Source organism: Pseudomonas sp. G3-19 (assembly GCF_054855875.1).
Window position 1 is genome coordinate 2,671,444 of record NZ_JBMPIQ010000003.1, and the last position, 17,516, is coordinate 2,688,959.

18 protein-coding genes are annotated in these 17,516 nt (G+C 61.2%); 8 read left to right on the forward strand and 10 right to left on the reverse strand.

Going from position 1 to position 17,516, the window contains the following annotated elements; translation table 11 throughout:
- Nucleotides 1-227: 227 nt before the first annotated feature.
- Both ACOYXI_RS12320 and ACOYXI_RS12325 read left to right on the forward strand, forming a co-directional pair.
- On the forward strand, nucleotides 228-1,250 hold the full coding sequence (locus ACOYXI_RS12320) for a transporter (protein WP_183784307.1): 1,023 nt from the start codon (nucleotides 228-230) through the stop codon (nucleotides 1,248-1,250).
- 333 nt (nucleotides 1,251-1,583) lie between these two features.
- Complete coding sequence (locus tag ACOYXI_RS12325) at nucleotides 1,584-3,200, forward strand: inorganic phosphate transporter (protein ID WP_115989069.1); 1,617 nt, start codon at nucleotides 1,584-1,586, stop codon at nucleotides 3,198-3,200.
- Nucleotides 3,201-3,860: 660 nt separating this feature from the next.
- On the opposite strand, the gene ACOYXI_RS12330 is transcribed toward ACOYXI_RS12325, so the two are convergent.
- Nucleotides 3,861-4,757: a LysR family transcriptional regulator gene (locus tag ACOYXI_RS12330; protein WP_134787151.1), complete on the reverse strand. Its 897-nt coding sequence runs from the start codon at nucleotides 4,755-4,757 to the stop codon at nucleotides 3,861-3,863.
- Between the two features lie 120 nt (nucleotides 4,758-4,877).
- Here ACOYXI_RS12330 and ACOYXI_RS12335 point away from each other — a divergent pair, with 120 nt between their 5' ends.
- Nucleotides 4,878-5,633, forward strand: a complete 756-nt coding sequence (locus ACOYXI_RS12335; protein ID WP_123588718.1) for an SDR family NAD(P)-dependent oxidoreductase — start codon at nucleotides 4,878-4,880, stop codon at nucleotides 5,631-5,633.
- 170 nt (nucleotides 5,634-5,803) lie between these two features.
- Here ACOYXI_RS12335 and ACOYXI_RS12340 read toward each other — a convergent pair whose 3' ends face one another.
- A complete protein-coding gene (locus tag ACOYXI_RS12340; RefSeq protein WP_098965205.1) occupies nucleotides 5,804-6,241 on the reverse strand; it encodes a multidrug/biocide efflux PACE transporter in 438 nt (145 codons plus the stop codon).
- 89 nt (nucleotides 6,242-6,330) lie between these two features.
- On the opposite strand from ACOYXI_RS12340, the gene ACOYXI_RS12345 reads away from it, so the two are divergent.
- Nucleotides 6,331-7,185 carry a LysR family transcriptional regulator gene (locus ACOYXI_RS12345; protein ID WP_134787152.1) on the forward strand — a complete coding sequence of 285 codons (855 nt, stop codon included), beginning with the start codon at nucleotides 6,331-6,333 and terminating at the stop codon, nucleotides 7,183-7,185.
- A gap of 107 nt (nucleotides 7,186-7,292) precedes the next feature.
- Here the strand turns inward: ACOYXI_RS12345 and ACOYXI_RS12350 are convergent, their stop codons facing one another.
- Genes ACOYXI_RS12350 through ACOYXI_RS12360 form a run of 3 tightly spaced genes read right to left on the reverse strand, consistent with a single transcriptional unit; the run spans nucleotide 7,293 to nucleotide 9,325 of the window.
- Nucleotides 7,293-8,522 (reverse strand): RNA polymerase sigma factor, encoded by a 1,230-nt coding sequence (locus ACOYXI_RS12350; protein ID WP_134787153.1) that lies wholly within the window; start codon nucleotides 8,520-8,522, stop codon nucleotides 7,293-7,295.
- On the reverse strand, nucleotides 8,515-8,859 hold the full coding sequence (locus ACOYXI_RS12355; protein ID WP_461674894.1) for a YciI family protein: 345 nt from the start codon (nucleotides 8,857-8,859) through the stop codon (nucleotides 8,515-8,517). The genes ACOYXI_RS12350 and ACOYXI_RS12355 overlap by 8 nt, the downstream gene beginning before the upstream one ends.
- Nucleotides 8,860-8,899: 40 nt before the next feature.
- Complete coding sequence (locus tag ACOYXI_RS12360) at nucleotides 8,900-9,325, reverse strand: YybH family protein (RefSeq protein ID WP_027612596.1); 426 nt, start codon at nucleotides 9,323-9,325, stop codon at nucleotides 8,900-8,902.
- Nucleotides 9,326-9,466: 141 nt separating this feature from the next.
- On the opposite strand from ACOYXI_RS12360, the gene ACOYXI_RS12365 reads away from it, so the two are divergent.
- Both ACOYXI_RS12365 and ACOYXI_RS12370 read left to right on the forward strand, forming a co-directional pair.
- A complete protein-coding gene (locus ACOYXI_RS12365; RefSeq protein WP_098965211.1) occupies nucleotides 9,467-9,952 on the forward strand; it encodes a GNAT family N-acetyltransferase in 486 nt (161 codons plus the stop codon).
- A gap of 18 nt (nucleotides 9,953-9,970) precedes the next feature.
- Nucleotides 9,971-10,576 (forward strand): pyridoxamine 5'-phosphate oxidase family protein, encoded by a 606-nt coding sequence (locus ACOYXI_RS12370; RefSeq protein WP_095137084.1) that lies wholly within the window; start codon nucleotides 9,971-9,973, stop codon nucleotides 10,574-10,576.
- A gap of 137 nt (nucleotides 10,577-10,713) precedes the next feature.
- Here the strand turns inward: ACOYXI_RS12370 and ACOYXI_RS12375 are convergent, their stop codons facing one another.
- The 3 genes from ACOYXI_RS12375 to ACOYXI_RS12385 form a co-directional block, all read right to left on the reverse strand.
- Nucleotides 10,714-11,202, reverse strand: a complete 489-nt coding sequence (locus tag ACOYXI_RS12375) for a GNAT family N-acetyltransferase (protein WP_098965213.1) — start codon at nucleotides 11,200-11,202, stop codon at nucleotides 10,714-10,716.
- Between the two features lie 324 nt (nucleotides 11,203-11,526).
- Nucleotides 11,527-12,021, reverse strand: coding sequence for a GyrI-like domain-containing protein (locus ACOYXI_RS12380; protein WP_134787157.1), 495 nt, complete (start codon nucleotides 12,019-12,021; stop codon nucleotides 11,527-11,529).
- Nucleotides 12,022-12,089: 68 nt separating this feature from the next.
- Nucleotides 12,090-12,752 carry a LysE family translocator gene (locus tag ACOYXI_RS12385; protein WP_210558846.1) on the reverse strand — a complete coding sequence of 221 codons (663 nt, stop codon included), beginning with the start codon at nucleotides 12,750-12,752 and terminating at the stop codon, nucleotides 12,090-12,092.
- 137 nt (nucleotides 12,753-12,889) lie between these two features.
- Here ACOYXI_RS12385 and alaC point away from each other — a divergent pair, with 137 nt between their 5' ends.
- Nucleotides 12,890-14,107 (forward strand): alanine transaminase, encoded by a 1,218-nt coding sequence (alaC, locus tag ACOYXI_RS12390; protein ID WP_461674895.1) that lies wholly within the window; start codon nucleotides 12,890-12,892, stop codon nucleotides 14,105-14,107.
- A gap of 180 nt (nucleotides 14,108-14,287) precedes the next feature.
- Here the strand turns inward: alaC and ACOYXI_RS12395 are convergent, their stop codons facing one another.
- On the reverse strand, nucleotides 14,288-15,643 hold the full coding sequence (locus tag ACOYXI_RS12395) for a GntP family permease (RefSeq protein ID WP_097085886.1): 1,356 nt from the start codon (nucleotides 15,641-15,643) through the stop codon (nucleotides 14,288-14,290).
- 82 nt (nucleotides 15,644-15,725) lie between these two features.
- Entirely contained in the window at nucleotides 15,726-16,259 is a 534-nt protein-coding gene (locus ACOYXI_RS12400) for a gluconokinase (protein ID WP_027612589.1), read from the reverse strand.
- A 216-nt stretch (nucleotides 16,260-16,475) separates the two neighbouring features.
- Here ACOYXI_RS12400 and gntR point away from each other — a divergent pair, with 216 nt between their 5' ends.
- Nucleotides 16,476-17,507, forward strand: coding sequence for an HTH-type transcriptional regulator GntR (gene gntR / locus ACOYXI_RS12405; protein WP_461674896.1), 1,032 nt, complete (start codon nucleotides 16,476-16,478; stop codon nucleotides 17,505-17,507).
- Nucleotides 17,508-17,516 lie beyond the last annotated feature (9 nt).

Sequence of the window (17,516 nt, forward strand, 5' to 3'; positions counted from 1 at the left end):
CATGGCCCAGGGGTGGGAGCGGGCTTGCTCGCGAAAGCGGCGTGTCATCCACATCATCACTCAATGATCATCCGCATTCGGGAGCAAGCCCCCTCCCACAGGATTGCCGGTAATGATCACGATCACTGTCATTTTGCAGTCACACAAGCGTCATGTGTGATTGCGATGATGCGGCTCAGTGAACCTGCCATTCCGCGACCGACGCGCCCTCCTCGCAGCGAGCCTCCATGAACCACAGCCTCGACCTCAGTCATCGCGATCCTGATTTGTTCGGTCTGCTTTACGGCTTCCGTTTTCGTCCCGGTGAACGTGGCCGCGAAGTCGATTCGGCGACCGCCCTGCGTTGTCTGCAAGACGACAGCGACAGTGATGAATTCCTCTGGCTGCACCTGAACCTGGCGCACGCCGCGTGCGAGCGCTGGATGAAGAGTCATCTGCAATTGCCCGAAGAGTTTTTCGAGGCGCTGCACGAAGGTTCGCGCTCGACGCGCATCGAACACGTTGACTCGGCGTTGCTGGCAGTGGTCAACGACGTGGTGTTCAACCTCAGCAGCATGGTTTCCTCAGACGTGTCGACGCTGTGGGTCTGCGTGCGCAGCAAACTGATCGTCAGCGCACGCCTGCAACCGCTGCACTCGGTGGACAAATTGCGTTCGTCGGTGAAGGCCGGCGAATGCTTTCGCTCGCCGTCGGAACTGCTGGTGCACTTGCTGCGTGATCAGGGCGAAGTGCTGACGCAGATCGTGCGCAAGACCAGCATGAGCGTCGATCAGGTCGAGGACGAATTGCTCTCCTCACGGCTGTCGACCAACCGCGCCGAACTCGGCGCCAATCGCCGGGTACTGGTGCGCCTGCAACGGCTGCTGGCGCTGGAGCCGGGTTCGCTGCTGCGCCTGCTCAACCGTCCGCCGCCGTGGCTGCAGAAGGAGGACGTCAAGGAGCTGCGCAAATCCACCGAGGAGTTCGCGCTGATCATCAACGACCTCACCGCCCTCGGCGAGCGGATCAAACTGCTTCAGGAAGAGATCGCCGCCAACCTCAACGAACAGAGCAACCGCACGCTGTTCACCCTGACCGTGGTCACGGTGCTGGCGCTGCCGATCAACATCATCGCCGGTTTCTTCGGCATGAACGTCGGCGGCGTGCCGCTGGCGACGGATCCGGAGGGGTTCTGGATATTGGTGGCGCTGGTGGCGACGTTTACCGTGATTGCCGGGCGCTGGGCTTTTCGCAAGCGTGGGGATTACTGACCCTTGCCCACCACAGATCCATTGTGGTGACAGAGGTCCTGTGGCGAGGGGATTTATCCCCGATCGGCTGCGTAGCAGTCGTATATCCGATGGACGCGTTTTAGCTGATAAACCGAGATGAATGGTTTTTGGGGCTGCTTCGCAACCCATCGGGGATAAATCCCCTCACCACAAACAGCTCACCTTAAATCAACTTCCCCTCCTGCACTCAGGAATGGGCTCAACAGATCAGCGGTGAGCTAATCCGCCAAACACTGACCTGCCGCAGTCTCTCTGTAATATTTAGCAACGATCATGACCGACACTCCTTCCCTCGCTCAGGATTGTCCGCTCATGGCTACTCCCTCCCTGACCGCCGCCCGCCCCACGTCCGCCCACGGCGGCCGGCCGGCACTTGATAAAAAACCCGGCCCGTTCACTTACGTGGTGTTCTTCGCGGTGCTCGCCATGGGGATGCTGTTCACCGCTTACAGCCTGATGCACGACATGCATGAACTGGGCACCACCGTCACCACCTGGACCCCGTTCCTGCTGCTCGGCGTAGCGCTGCTGATTGCGCTGGGCTTTGAGTTCGTCAACGGTTTCCACGACACCGCCAACGCGGTCGCGACGGTGATCTACACCCACTCGCTGCCGCCAAATGTGGCGGTGGTCTGGTCGGGGTTCTTCAATTTCCTCGGGGTGCTGCTGTCCAGCGGCGCCGTGGCGTTCGGCATCATCGCCCTGCTGCCGGTGGAGCTGATTCTGCAGGTCGGTTCGTCCGCCGGTTTCGCGATGATCTTCGCCCTGCTGATCGCGGCGATCCTGTGGAACCTCGGTACCTGGTGGCTGGGCCTGCCGGCCTCCTCTTCCCACACCCTGATCGGCTCGATCATCGGCGTCGGCGTCGCCAATGCCTTGATGCACGGGCGCGACGGTACCAGCGGCGTGGACTGGGCACAGGCGACCAAGATCGGTTACGCCCTGCTGCTGTCGCCGCTGGTGGGCTTCGGCTGCGCGGCGCTGTTGCTGCTGGCCATGCGCGCCTTCATCAAGAATCGCGCGCTGTACAAGGCGCCGGAAGGCAACAACCCGCCACCGTGGTGGATTCGCGGTTTGCTGATCGCCACCTGCACCGGCGTGTCTTTCGCCCACGGCTCCAACGACGGGCAGAAAGGCATGGGCCTGATCATGCTGATTCTGGTTGGCACCTTGCCGATGGCTTACGCCTTGAACCGCACCATGCCCGCCGATCAGGCGCTGCAGTTCGCTGCCGTCGCCGAAGTCACCCAGCAAGCGCTGGTGAAAAACACCCCGCTGCCAGCCCCGGTGGATCCGCGTCCGGTACTGTCCGATTACGTGCGCAGCAAGCAAGCCACGCCGCAACTGATCCCCGCCCTCGCCGCTCTCACCGGACACATTGGCGAAGAGGTCAAAGGCTATGGCTCGCTGTCGAAAGTCCCGGCCGAGGCCATGGGCAACGTGCGTAACGACATGTACCTGGCCAGCGAAAGCATTCGCCTGATGGACAAAAACAAGGTCGGCAATTTCGACGCCGACACCACTGACAAACTGCAACTGTTCAAACAGCAGATCGACAACGCCACACGCTTTATCCCGCTGTGGGTGAAGATCGCCGTGGCCATCGCCCTGGGCCTCGGCACCATGGTTGGCTGGAAACGAATTGTGGTGACGGTCGGTGAAAAAATCGGCAAGACCCACCTGACCTATGCCCAGGGCGCCTCGGCGGAAACCGTGGCGATGCTGACCATCGGCGCGGCGGACATGTTCGGTTTGCCGGTGTCGACCACTCACGTGCTGTCATCGGGCGTGGCCGGGACCATGGTCGCCAATGGCGGTGGTTTGCAGATGAAGACCATCCGCAATCTGCTGATGGCGTGGGTGCTGACCTTGCCGGCGGCGATTCTGCTGTCGGGCAGCCTGTACTGGCTGTTCACCCAGATCTTCTGATCGACTTAGATCCCTGTGGGAGCGGGCTTGCTCGCGAAAGCGTCAGGTCAGTCAACAATGATGCTGAATGGGCCGGCCTCTTCGTGAGCAAGCCCACTCCCACCCTGGATCGCGACCAGCCCCGAATACTTCACCCACCGCCCCCCCCTGTGGGAGCGGGCTTGCTCGCGAAAGCGTCAGGTCAGTCAACAATGATGCTGAATGGGCCGGCCTCTTCGTGAGCAAGCCCACTCCCACCCTGGATCGCGACCAGCCCCGAATACTTCACCCACCGCCCCCCCCTGTGGGAGCGGGCTTGCTCGCGAAGGCGTCAGATCAGTCAACATCGATGCTGAATGGGCCGGCCTCTTCGTGAGCAAGCCCACTCCCACCCTGGATCGCGACCAGCCCCGAATACTTCACCCACCGTCCACCCCTGTGGGAGCGGGCTTGCTCGCGAAGGCGTCAGATCAGTCAACATCGATGCTGAATGGGCCGGCCTCTTCGTGGGCAAGCCCACTGCCACCCTGGATCGCGACCAGCCCCGAATACTTCACCCACCGCCCCCCCCCTGTGGGAGCGGGCTTGCTCGCGAAGGCGTCAGATCAGTCAACATCGATGCTGAATGGGCCGGCCTCTTCGTGGGCAAGCCCACTCCCACAGTTTGATTTGTGTCAGGCATTAGAGAGTGGAACGGATGACATCGCCCAACCACTCCATGAACACTCGCACCCGCAGCGGCAAGTGCCGTTGCCGTGCATACAGGATTGAAATCGCCATCGCCGGCGCGGTGAACTGCGGCAGCACAGTCAGCAGCTCACCGGTGTCCAGATGCGGCTGCATGCCGGTGCGCGGCACCTGGATCAGGCCGAAGCCGCCCAGGCACGCCGACTCGTAAGCATCAGTGCTGTTGACCGTGACGCTGCCAGCCATCGGCAGGCGCCGCACCTGTCCGTCCTGTTCATACACAAACCCTTCCGAGCGCGAACCGAGCACCCCGACGTAGTGCACCAGCCGATGCTGCGCCAGATCCTCCAGCGTCTGCGGCACGCCGTAGCGCTCAAGGTACGCCGGGCTGGCGCAGTTGATCATCGGGAAGTCGCCCAAGTGCCGCGCCACCACCGATTGATCCGGCTGCGCGCCGATGCGCACCACGCAATCGAAACCCTCGCTGAGCAGATCGACACGGCGGTCGGTGCTGCTGATTTCCAGTTCCAGATTCGGGTGCCGCGCCATGAACTCCGGCAGCAACGGCATGATCAGGCGCCGCGCGAGGATGTTCGGCATGTCGACACGAATCCGCCCGCTCAGCGACGCCGGATCCTGCCGAAACAGACCCTCGATCTCGTCCATGTGCGACAGCAGATCCTTGCTGCGTTCGTACAGCACCAGGCCGTCCTGAGTCGCCTGCACCTTGCGCGTGGTGCGTTGCAGCAGGCGGGTGCCGAGCAGGGTTTCCAGGGCCTGCACATGTTCGGAAACCGTCGAGCGCGGCAACCCGAGACTCTCGCCGGCCAGGGTGAAACTCGACAGTTCGCTGACCCGGACGAAGGTGCGCAGCAGTTCCAGTTTGTTCATGAGGACACCCGTTGATTGTTCGGCTGAGTCGATCAGTGATTCCGGTTTCAGTCTGTTTATCATCCCATGGCGGATAAATAAACTTCGCTCATCACCACTCACCGCAATCGAGGATTTCACATGAGCCGCAAAATCGCATTGATCACCGGTGCCAGCCGTGGCCTGGGCAAGAACGCCGCCCTGCACCTCGCCGCCGAAGGCGTGGACATCATCGGCACCTACAACAGCCGCGCCGATGAAGCCCAGGCGCTGGTGGCTGAACTGGAACAACGCGGTGCCAAAGCCGTGATGCTGCAACTGGACGTCGGTCGCAGCGAAACCTTTGCCGATTTCGCCAAACGAGTTGAACAAGCGTTGCAGCAACTGGACCGTCCGCGTTTCGACTTCCTGATCAACAACGCCGGGATCGGTGTGCACGCGGCGTTCGCCGAGACCACCCCGGAACAGTTCGACCTGCTGATGAATATCCAGCTCAAAGGGCCGTTCTTCCTGACTCAGCAACTGCTGCCGCTGATCAATGACGGCGGGCGCATCATCAACATCTCCAGCGGCCTGACCCGCTTCAGCCTGCCGGGTTATGCCGCTTACGCGGCGATGAAAGGCGCGATGGAAGTGCTGACCCGCTATCAGGCCAAGGAGCTGGGTGCGCGGCAGATCGGCGTGAATATTCTGGCGCCGGGCGCGATCGAGACTGATTTTGGTGGCGGTGCGGTGCGCGACAACGCGGCGTTGAACGCGATGGTCGCGAGCAATACCGCACTGGGTCGCGCCGGGCAGCCGGATGATATTGGTGGCGCGCTGTCGATGCTGCTGGCGCCGGGTGCGCAGTGGATCAACGGGCAGCGGGTCGAGGCATCGGGAGGAATGTTCCTCTAACCCCCCCATTCACTAAAAACTTTCTTGGTGAGAGCCTCTGTGGCGAGGGGATTTATCCCCGATGGACTGCGCAGCAGGCCCTTCTTTTCTGGATAAAAAGAGGGGCCGCTACGCGCCCCATCGGGGATAAATCCCCTCGCCACAGGTTTTGCATTCGCCACAGGTTGTGCTTATCCCGCGCATACCCGGCGGGTCACGAGGCGCTCGCGCACCACGTCATACCCCCAGTGATACACATAGGTGTACGGCAGGAAAAACAGCAGAACGCCGATGTCGAGCAAGAACGCCTGCCACAGGCTGACCGACAACCACCAGGCAATCAGCGGCACGCCCATCACGATCAATCCGCCCTCAAACAGCAGCGCGTGGACCACCCGCGTCCAGGCGTTGTGCGCGACGTTCAGGCGCTTGAGCATGCGGTCGAAAAAGCCGTTGAACAGCACGTTCCACGCCAGCGCCAGCAGAGCGATCAGCACGGTCACCGCGCCCATGTCCAGCAGCGGTTTGTCCATGATCCACGCCAGTAACGGGGTACAGATCAGGATCGCCAGACACTCGAAACCGATGGCCTGGAAGATACGTTCAGTGATGGATTTGTTGGCAGTCATGGCCTGACTCCTTGAGTGAAGAGGGTTGCCATAATCTGCCCTCATACCGATACTTCATAACCAATAACCATCGATCAAGGCGATAGTTCATGGCTTCGCAAGAAGTGCTGTTGGCGTTCGTGCAAGCGGCCACTCAGGGTTCGTTTTCGGCAGCGGCGCGCAAGCTGGGGCGCAGTCAGTCGACCATCAGTGCGGCAGTGGCCAGCCTGGAGATCGATCTGGACCTGATTCTGTTCGACCGCAGCAGCCGCAAACCGACCCTGACACCGGCCGGGCACGTGATGCTGCAACGGGCCGAGGCGATTCTGGCGGCCACCAGTCGTATGGAAATGAGCGCCCGGCAACTGGCCCAAGGCGTGGAGCCGAAGCTGACGGTGGCGATTTCCGACACCTATCAATCGGCGCGCTTCGAAGCGGCACTGGTCGGCTTCGAGCAGCGTTATCCGGACCTGGAACTGGAATGCTTGATCGCCGAGTGTGACGACCTGATCGAGTTGGTCCAGCGTGGCCGCGCACACTTGGCGTTTGCCGAAATGCAGGACACCTATCCACCGGATCTGGTGACCTCGACCGTCGCCGAGCGCACTGACCTGGCGCTGTTCGTCAAAGATGATCATGTGCTGACCCGTGTCGAACGGGTCGACCAGCAGGTGCTGGAGCAGCATCGCGAGTTGCGCCTGGCGACCATCGTCAATCCCTACGACAGCCGGGCAAAGGGCCGGGTGTGGTCGGCGCCGAGTTACCTGATGCTGATGGAAATGGCGGAGATGGGCTTTGGCTGGGCGGCGCTGCCGCGCTGGCTGGTGGCGCGTTTCGGTAATGGCTCGCTGGTGGAACTGACGGTGCGCGGCTGGCCGCGGCCGGTGTATGTCGATGCGTTGTGGTCGCGGCTGTATCCGCCGGGGCCGGCGGGGAGCTGGTTGCTGAGCAAGATGCTGGAATAGCGGCGCGCCCATTCGCCGAGCAAGCTCGCTCCCACAGTTGGAATGCGATCGCCTGTGGGAGCGGGCTTGCTCGCGAAGGGGCCGGCACTGCCAATGAATTCCTGGGATCAATCCAGTTCGCTCAGCCGCCCCTCGATAAACCGCCGCTCCGGCTCTTGCCGGGTCAGTTCCAGTGCTCGCCGATACGCCGCCCGCGCCTGCTCCACCCGGCCCAACTGCCGACAAAACTCCGCCCGCGCCGAATGCGCCAGGTGGTAATCCTGCAACTCACCGCGATCCAGAATCCCCTCGATCAGCGTCAGCCCGGCCAGCGCCCCATCGCGCTTGGCCACTGCCACCGCGCGGTTCAACTCGATCACCGGCGACGGCACCGCCCGCAACAGCACGTCATACAGCCCGACGATCTGCTGCCAATCGGTTTCTGCCGCTGACGGCGCTTCGGCATGCACCGCGGCGATCGCCGCTTGCAGGCAATACGGCCCGAACCTTCGGGTGGTCAGCGCCCGCTCCACCAGCGCACAACCTTCAGCAATCAACCCGGCATCCCAGCGCGAGCGATCCTGGTCATCCAGCAGCACCAGTTCACCACTGGGCGAAGTGCGCGCCGGCCGACGTGATTCGTGCAACAGCATCAACGCCAGCAGGCCCATGACCTCCGGTTCCGGCAGCAACTCCATCAGCAACCGCCCAAGCCGAATCGCCTCGCGGGTCAGATCCTCACGGGTCAGCTCGGCGCCCATCGATGCCGAATAGCCTTCGTTGAACACCAGATAAATCACCCGCAACACGCTGTCGAGGCGCTCGGGCAGTTCGCTCAGGCTGGGGACTTGATAAGGGATTTTTGCATCGCGAATCTTCGCTTTGGCACGGACGATGCGCTGGGCAATCGCCGCCGGTGCCGAGAGAAACGCGCGGGCGATTTCCTCGGTGGTCAGGTCGCAGACTTCACGCAGGGTCAGCGGCACTTGCGCATCCGCCGCCAGCGCCGGGTGACAGCAGGTGAAGATCAGCCGCAGGCGGTCGTCTTCCACGTCTTCGCCACTCCAGTCGGCCTGTTCCAATTCTTCGAGCTGCGCCAGCAACAGCGGCTGCGAGGCCTTGAAGCGGGCGCGGCGGCGCAATACATCGATGGCCTTGAAGCGCCCGGTGGACACCAGCCAGGTACGCGGATTGTCCGGCACACCGTCGCGCTGCCAGCGCTCGACCGCGACGAAGAACGCCTCGTGCAAGGCTTCTTCGGCGAGGTCGAAATCGCCGAGCAGACGAATCAGGGTCGCCAGAATCCGCCGCGAGTCTTCGCGATAGACCTGCTCGACCCGCGCCCGGACTTCAGACATTCAACTGCCGCACCGGACGCACTTCAACGCTGCCGACCCGGGCCGCCGGAATATTGCCGGCGACCTGAATCGCTTCGTTGAGATCCTTGGCATCGATCAGGTAGAAACCGGCCAGTTGCTCCTTGGTTTCAGCGAACGGGCCGTCGGTGATCGACAGCTTGCCGTTGCGCATCCGGACGGTGGTTGCGGCCTGCACCGACTCCAGCGCTTCGGCCGCAACCATCCGCCCGCTGCCCTGAATCGACTCGGCATACGCCCAGCACTCGGCGTCTTCCGGGCTGTCGGGCGAGTTGTGCAGCAGGCGCTCATCGCTGTAGACCAGGCATAAATACTTCATGGTTTTCTCCTGATTCGAACGGATCAACTATGGCTGAAGATCAGGGTTGCACATCGAACAGCGTGCTGCCGCTCATCGGATCGAACGGTGCCGACCAGTGCTCGTGAGCGATCTTCCACGTCCCGCCGACCTGCCGATAGCACGCGGTGGCGCGCATCCAGCAGCTCTGGGTTTCGCCCTTGTCGTTGGTGCCGCCGCAATGCGTTACCCAATGGGCGAAGGCGAGGTTGTCGGCGGTCTCGATGGCGATCTCGTGAAACTCGAAAACGTGCGGGCCGGAACACATTTCCATGCAGGCTTCCCAATGTGCACGGTAGGCCGCTTTGCCCTTGAATTGCAGGGCCTTGATCGCATCGAAGGAGACGATGTCGTCGGTGTACAACGTCATGACCTTGTCGACGTTCTTGGTCATTACCGCGTCGCGGTAGGTATTGATCAGGGTCTGGATTTCAGTCTGTGCGCTCATGGTGTTCTCCGTGGTTTTTGTGCTGAAGACACCCTTAGTCGTTCGGCTATCGGGCGGATCGACAGACGAAACAAAAAATTTCCGCCGAACACAAAATCGCTAGAATCCGAGGCTCATCTTTGTAGGAAAAAGGAAATTCCCGTGTCAGCCCAACTCGTGCCGTACGACAGCCTGAACGCCTTGCAGCGTCAGCAGGTCGAGGCGATTGAAATCCATCCCGAGCAGATCAAATTTTCCGGCGACATTCACGGCGCGTTGCACACGCTGCTGTCCAGACCCGGCCCCGGCGTCAAAGGTTTCGCGCTGCTGGCCGATCAGGTGCCGGTGGCTTTTCTGCTGCTCAAGCGCCCACCGGTGTTGCCGGACTGGGCCGATGAACACAGCGCCACCCTGCACGCCTTGCAGGTCGATCACCGGGCGCAGGGCAAAGGTTACGGCAAGGCTTGCCTGCAGGCGCTGCCCGAGGTGGCGCGTGAAGCATGGCCGGAGATCAAGGGGCTGGAACTGTCGGTGGATGCCGATAACGATGCCGCCATCGCGCTGTACGCCAAACACGGTTTCGTCGACAGCGGCGAAGCGTACAAGGGCCGGGTCGGTTACGAGCGGCGTATGGGACTGTTTTTCTAAGTCATCGAGGGATGCACGATGATCGATTCAATCGAAGCACTGGAAGCTATTTACGGCCTGCCCCACGACCGCGCGGTGCGCAAGCAGATCGGTTTTCTCAACGAGGATTATCAGGCGATGGTGCGCCTGTCGCCGCTGGTGATCGTCAGCTCGGTGGGCGCCGACGGTCTCGACAATTCGCCACGCGGTGACAAAGCCGGGTTCGTGCGGATCATTGACCAAAACACCCTGGCCCTGCCGGACCGCCCGGGCAACAACCGCATCGATACCCTGCGCAATGTGCTGCACGATCCACGGGTGTCGCTGCTGTTCATCATTCCGGGGATCGGCGAGACCTTGCGGGTCAATGGCACCGCGACCATCAGCGCCGATCCTGAGCTGCTGGAAAGCTTTGCGGTGAACGGCAAACCGGCGAAAACGGTGTTGCTGGTGACGGTAGAGGCGGCGTTTTTCCACTGCTCGAAAGCCTTTGTGCGTTCAGATGCGTGGAACCCGGAAACCCACCTGCCGCGCTCGGCCCTGCCCTCTGCCGGCGCCTTCCACAAGCGCCTGAATGACGGGCAGTTTGACGCCGAGACTTACGACCGCGAAGCACCGAAAAGAGTAAGCGACACTCTCTACTGACACCTATCAACGAGTCACCACTGCTCCCCTGTGGGAGCGGGCTTGCCCGCGAAGGCGTCGTTTCAGATAAATCATTGGCAACTGACACACCGCCTTCGCGAGCAAGCCCGCTCCCACATTTGGGCTTGCAGCGATTTTCAGAGGGTCAGAATCATCTCGTGCCACGCCATCCCGCCATGGTCGGACTCCGACGGTTTGATGTAGGCAAAGCCGAACCCGGCATACAGCGCAATGTGCTTCTCCTTGCACATCAGATGAATCGTCGCCTTGTCCATCCCGCGCATGCGCTCGATGAACTCGGCCATCAAGCGCTTGGCCAGGCCCTGCCCCTGATAGTCCGGGTGCACCACCACCGACATGATCACCACGTTCGGCCCTTGCGGGTCGTGACCGATCAGCTCCTTGAACGCCTCGTCGGACATTTGCACATCAAACGCCGCACCCGAGTTGATGAACCCGGCGACCACCCCATCCACCTCGGCGACGATGAAACCCTCAGGCCAGGTGGCGATGCGCGTGGCGATCTTCTCGCGAGTGGCGGCTTCATCGCCTTCGTAGGCAACGGTTTCGATGGCGTAGCAGCGATCCAGGTCGGCGGCGGTGACGTTGCGGATGACGGTGTTCATGGCAGCTCGAAAATCAGCGGAGAAAAGTGCGCAAAGCATAAAGGAATAAGGTGTTCATATCGATCCGCGCGGGGGGCGTAAAGCCTGCGTATAAGCGCTTTTCTTCGTGCCGCTGACGGGCTATTCCTGCGCTGTGTCTCTGATCACCCTTGGGGGTAACCGCTTATGAGCAGCGTTGAAATCGGCTTGTTGATGGTGTTGGGCATCAGTACGTTCGGCTTTATCACCTTGGGTATCGACCTGTTGCGGGCGCGACGGCTGGGCAAGGGCAAGCGCGGTTGAACAACATGAGGCGGATCAGTGATCCGCCTCATCGTCATGGACTCAGGTTTTGCTGTCGACCGGCACGCAGATTTCCAGTTTGCCGGTGTGCAGTCGCGGATTGAAATCGGCGCTGTAGCGTTCCAGTTCCGGGGCATTCAGTTCCACGTAGTGAGAGGTCGGCAGCCAGGTCTTGTAGATGTATTGCAGGGTTTGCGGCAACTGGTCGAGCGGTCCCTTGTGCTCGAACACCGCGTACTGCCGGGGCAGCACTTCGACCCACTGGTAGACCTTCTGGTCGAGGTCATCGAGCTTGCTGATTTCTACCCCGGCGATGTAATCGAAGCCACCCTTGCCGTCGAAATTGCTGCAGACGCCGTAGGTCACTTCGTTTTTTTGTCCCTGTATCTTTCCCAGGTGCGGCAAGAACTTTTCCCACAGCGCGGGGATGTCCTTGGCCGTGTCCTGGGTAAATCGACCACGAAATCCCGCGATCAGCAGGAAGTGTCCATGTTCGAAGCGAGGTTCCGCCACTTCGACGCGTTTTTGCTCATCCATGACTCGACTCCTGGAACAAAATTAGGGGTTCGGCTGCTGAGTATAGAAGCCAAACCCGATTCGCAATGTCACAAGGCGTGCAACTGGTCGGCAGCGCCGGAGCCAACGAACTCGTTATAACCGGATACGATCACGTAAACCGCGAAATAGCAGAAGATCGCCGCCGATGCCATGTAGGAGTAGCGCAACAGCTTGTCGCCGAGCAACTTGCCGCCGTGGCTTGCGGCAAAGCACAGACCGGCCGACCACAGCAGGCCGGCGCAGAGAAAACCGCCGAGAAACAGCGCCGAGCTGAGCGGGCCGCCGCCACCGGAGCGGGCGATCAGGGTGCCGCCAACCGCGGCGAACCACAGGATCGCGCTGGGCGAGGACATGGCGAGGAAGATCCCTCGGAAGAACTCCTTGCGATGCGAGTTCTGCCCGACCTCCGCGGTCGCTGCCAACTGCGCTTCGTGATGGATCGCCGAATAGATCATCTTCGCCGCGAAGTAGATCAGCAGCACCGACCCGCCGATCCACAGCACCCAGCGCACGCTTTCGTACTGCAGCAGCACGGTCATCCCGGCCAGCGCCAGCACTGCGTAGATCAGGTCGCCGACGCAAGTGCCGAGGCCCAGCGCGAAGCCCTGAAAGTAACCGCGCTGCATCGCCAGGGTGATCATTGCGATGTTGGCTACGCCGATGTCCAGGCACAGCGAAAGGCTCAGCAAGAAGCCGCTGGTGAATTCCATTAAGCATTTCCTTGGAAAAAATTATTGTCGTGCACGCTGGACAGTCTGCCACCGCTGCCCTTATCTTCCGCCACAGGTCACCGCAGTGACCAGCGTCGCTCGGACGGTTCCGGGCGCTTACGTTATCCGAGGCAACAATGGCTGAACAAGGTTCGCCGCGCCGCTTTGCGCGCATAGATCGACTCCCCCCTTACGTTTTCAACATCACCGCCGAGCTGAAGATGGCCGCGCGGCGTCGTGGTGAAGACATCATCGACTTGAGCATGGGCAACCCCGACGGGGCCACACCGCCGCACATCGTCGAAAAACTCGTACAAGTTGCCCAACGTGAAGACACCCACGGTTACTCCACGTCCAAGGGCATTCCGCGCCTGCGTCGGGCGATTTCCAACTGGTACAAGCAACGCTACGCGGTCGACATCGACCCGGAAAGCGAAGCCATCGTCACCATCGGTTCCAAGGAAGGCCTGGCGCATTTGATGCTGGCGACCCTGGATCAGGGCGACACGGTGCTGGTGCCGAACCCGAGCTACCCGATTCACATCTACGGCGCAGTGATTGCCGGCGCCCAGGTGCGTTCGGTACCGCTGGTGCCGGGTGTGGACTTCTTCGATGAACTGGAGCGGGCGATTCGCGGTTCGATCCCCAAGCCGAAGATGATGATCCTCGGTTTCCCGTCCAACCCCACCGCGCAGTGCGTGGAGCTGGATTTCTTCGAACGGGTGATCGCCCTCGCCAAGCAGTACGACGTGCTGGTGATTCACGACCTGGCGTACGCCGATATCGCCTACGACGGCTGGAAAGCCCCGTCGATCATGCAGGTGCCCGGCGCCAAGGACATCGCGGTGGAGTTTTTCACCCTGTCCAAGAGCTACAACATGGCTGGCTGGCGCATCGGTTTCATGGTCGGCAACCCGGAGCTGGTCAACGCCCTGGCGCGGATCAAGAGCTACCACGACTACGGCACCTTCACTCCGCTGCAAGTGGCGGCGATTGCCGCGCTGGAAGGCGATCAGCAATGCGTGCGCGACATCGCCGAGCAGTATCGCCAGCGCCGCAACGTGCTGGTCAAAGGCCTGCATGAACTGGGCTGGATGGTCGAGAATCCGAAAGCGTCGATGTACGTCTGGGCGAAGATTCCCGAGGCTTATGCGCACCTCGGTTCGCTGGAATTCGCCAAGAAGCTGCTGGCCGAGGCCAAGGTCTGCGTCTCGCCGGGGGTGGGTTTTGGTGAGTATGGCGATGATCACGTGCGCTTCGCGCTGATCGAGAACCAGGACCGGATTCGTCAGGCGGTGCGCGGGATTCGCGGGATGTTCCGGGCGGATGGCCTGGCCCCGAAAACCACTGCCTGACACCTCCCCCCCTGTGGGAGCGGGCTTGCTCGCGAAGGCGTCGTGTCAGTCAACATTTTCAGCGACTGATACACCGCTTTCGCGAGCAAGCCCGCTCCCACAGGGGTAATGCATTCATCCTGATATCGTCGCCCACAAAAAAACCGCATCGCTGCGGTTTTTTTGTGTCTGTGTGATCGCTTACACGAACAGCGACAACAGCAGGATAAAGCCCAGGCCCACCACCGACAGGATGGTTTCCATCGCGGTCCAGGTCTTGAAGGTTTCGGCCACGGTCATGTTGAAGTACTGCTTCACCAGCCAGAAACCGGCGTCGTTCACGTGGGACAGAATCAACGAACCAGCACCGGTGGCCAGCACCAGCAGCTCACGGTTGACGCCCGGGATCATCCCCACCACCGGCACCACGATGCCCGCGCCAGTGATAGTCGCCACGGTGGCCGAACCGGTAGCAATACGAATCACCGCCGCCACCAGCCACGCCAGCAGGATCGGCGAGATCTGCGCGCTGACTGCCATGTGGCCGATCACGTCGCCCACACCACTGGTCACCAGCATCTGCTTGAAGCCACCACCGGCACCGATGATCAGGATGATCGCGGCGGTCGGCGCCAGGCTCGCGTCCAGCCACTTGAGCATCTGCTGCGAACCGATGCCCTGCTTGTGACCGAAGGTGTACAGCGACAGCAGCAACGCCAGCAGCAGCGCCGAGATCGGGTGACCGATCATGTCCATCCAGGTGCGGAAGAAGTGACCGTCCGGCAGCGCCACGTCAGCGAAGGTTTTCAGCAGCATCAGGAACACCGGCAGCAGCACGGTGATCAGGGTGATGCTGAAGCTCGGCAACTTGGTTGAGTCGTCGCTTTCACGGGCCAGTTGATCGACCAGCTCCTGATTCGGCGTGCCGGGAATGTGCTTGGCGATGAAGGTACCGAAGATCGGACCGGCAATGATTGCCGTCGGCAGCGCAACGATCAGACCGTAGAGGATGGTCTTGCCGATGTCGGCGCCGAACACGCCGATCGCCAGCAGCGGGCCCGGGTGTGGCGGCACCAGACCGTGTACCGCGGACAGACCGGCGAGCAGCGGGATACCGATCTTGATGATCGACACACCGGTGCGGCGGGCAACGATGAACACCAGCGGAATCAGCAGCACGAAGCCGATTTCGAAGAACAGCGGGATACCGACGAGGAACGCGGCGAACATCATTGCCCACTGCACTTTGTCCTTGCCGAAGGCGCGGATCAGGGTCTGCGCGATCTGATCGGCACCACCGGATTCGGCCATCATTTTGCCGAGCATGGTGCCCAGCGCGAGGATGATGCCGACGAAACCGAGCACGCCACCGAAGCCGTCCTGGAACGCCTTGATGATGGTGCCGATCGGCATGCCGGACGTCAGGCCGAGGAACGCGGCCGCGATGGTCAGCGAGATAAAGGGGTGAATCTTGAATTTGGTGATCAGGATAATCAGGCCGATTACCGTGACCACTGCATCGAGCAGCAGGTAGGCGTCGTGGGACATGCCAAACATTGGGGGTGTCTCCTGGCTTGTTGTTGTTATTAAAGCGGGTTAAACAGAATTCGTGAGGACAGCGCTAGCTCTTTCAACACACTCATACCGCCTGTTTCAAACCGTGGGCCTGCCACCAGACGTGCGCCTGGGCCGCCAGTTCTTCAACGCTGTGGATCGAAGCATTCAGCGCCAGGGTCAACGGCTCACCTACCGGCGATTCGAGGGTGGCGAACTGGCTTTCGATCAACGTTGCCGGCATAAAGTGGCCCGGACGATGGGACACACGGTCGGCGGCGACTTCAGGGGTCAGCTCAAGAAACACGAAGCCCAGGCCCGGCAAGGCACTGCGTAGCACTTCGCGATAACTGTGTTTAAGGGCAGAGCAGGTCAGCACCGGGCGTTTACCCGATGCATCGACGCGACGCAGTTCATCGCACAGGCTGTCGAGCCAGCCGGCACGGTCGTCGTCGTTCAGGGGGATCCCCGCGCTCATCTTTTCGATGTTGGCGGCCGGATGAAAAGTATCGCCTTCAATGGCAGTGGCGCCGCTCAATTGGCACAGGGCCTCGCTGACGCACGTCTTGCCGCAACCGGCAACGCCCATGATGACCAGGGCGGTGATGGGATGACTCATATAACACCTCAGCGCGCAGACAGCGCTACCTTTGCTAGCTATGACTCTAGTGCACAGGCAGAAGTTGCCGACGCCTTCTTGTCGTTTTTTTGGGTTGCAGCAGGTTTGCGCCCCAACGCCAAAAAGCGAGATCAGGCAGGACCTCGCTTACGCATTTGCAGCTGCATCAGGACAGCGCTACCTTAGTGCCTTGATTTTTGTTTGGCAAGCCGCCCGATGACCACCCCTAAAAACGATAAAAACACTCGCACCACCGGCCGTCCCACCCTTAATGAAGTTGCCCGCCTCGCCGGCGTGAGCCCGATTACCGCCTCCCGTGCCCTGCGCGGGGTCAGCACCGTGGCCACCGAACTGGTGGAAAAAGTGCAGAAAGCCGCGCTCGAACTCAACTACGTGGTCAACCCTGCCGCCCGCGCATTGGCCTCGGCGCAGAGCCATTCGGTGGTGGTCCTGGTGCCGTCGCTGTCCAACCTGTTGTTCATCGATACGCTGGAAGCCATTCATCGGGTACTCACGCCCAAGGGCTTCGAAGTACTGATCGGCAACTTCCACTACTCACGCGATGAAGAAGAAAACCTGCTGCGCAACTACATGGCTTATCAGCCGCGTGGTTTGCTGCTGACCGGGTTTGATCGCACGGAAAGTTCGCGGCGGATAATCGAGGCCAGCAATATTCCCTGCGTGTACATGATGGAACTGGACAGCGCTGCCGGCGTGAATTGTGTGGGTTTCTCGCAGCTCAATGCCGGCGAAACCGCTGCCGAACATTTGCTCTCGCGCGGTCGCAAGCGTCTGGCCTACATCGGTGCGCAACTCGATCAGCGCACCTTGTTGCGCGGTGAAGGTTTCCGCAAAGCCCTGCAAAAGGCCGGGCGCTACGACCCGGATCTGGAAGTGCTGACCCCGCGCTCCTCGTCCGTGGGCCTGGGCGGTGAACTGTTCCTGCAACTGCTGGCGGCGCATCCGGATGTGGATGCGATCTTCTTTGGTAACGACGACCTGGCGCAGGGTGCGCTGCTGGAGGCGCTGCGCAACGGGATCAAGATCCCCGAGCAGGTGGCGATTCTCGGCTTCAACGACTTGCCGATGTCCGAACACATGGTGCCGCGCCTGAGCAGCATCAACACCCCACGCGAGGCGATCGGCCGGCGTGCGGCGGAGCAGATGTTGACGTTGATGGCGGGCAACAGCGTGGCGCGACCGGTTGAGGATATGGGTTTTGAATTGAAGATTCGCGAGAGTACCTGAAACCTCCTA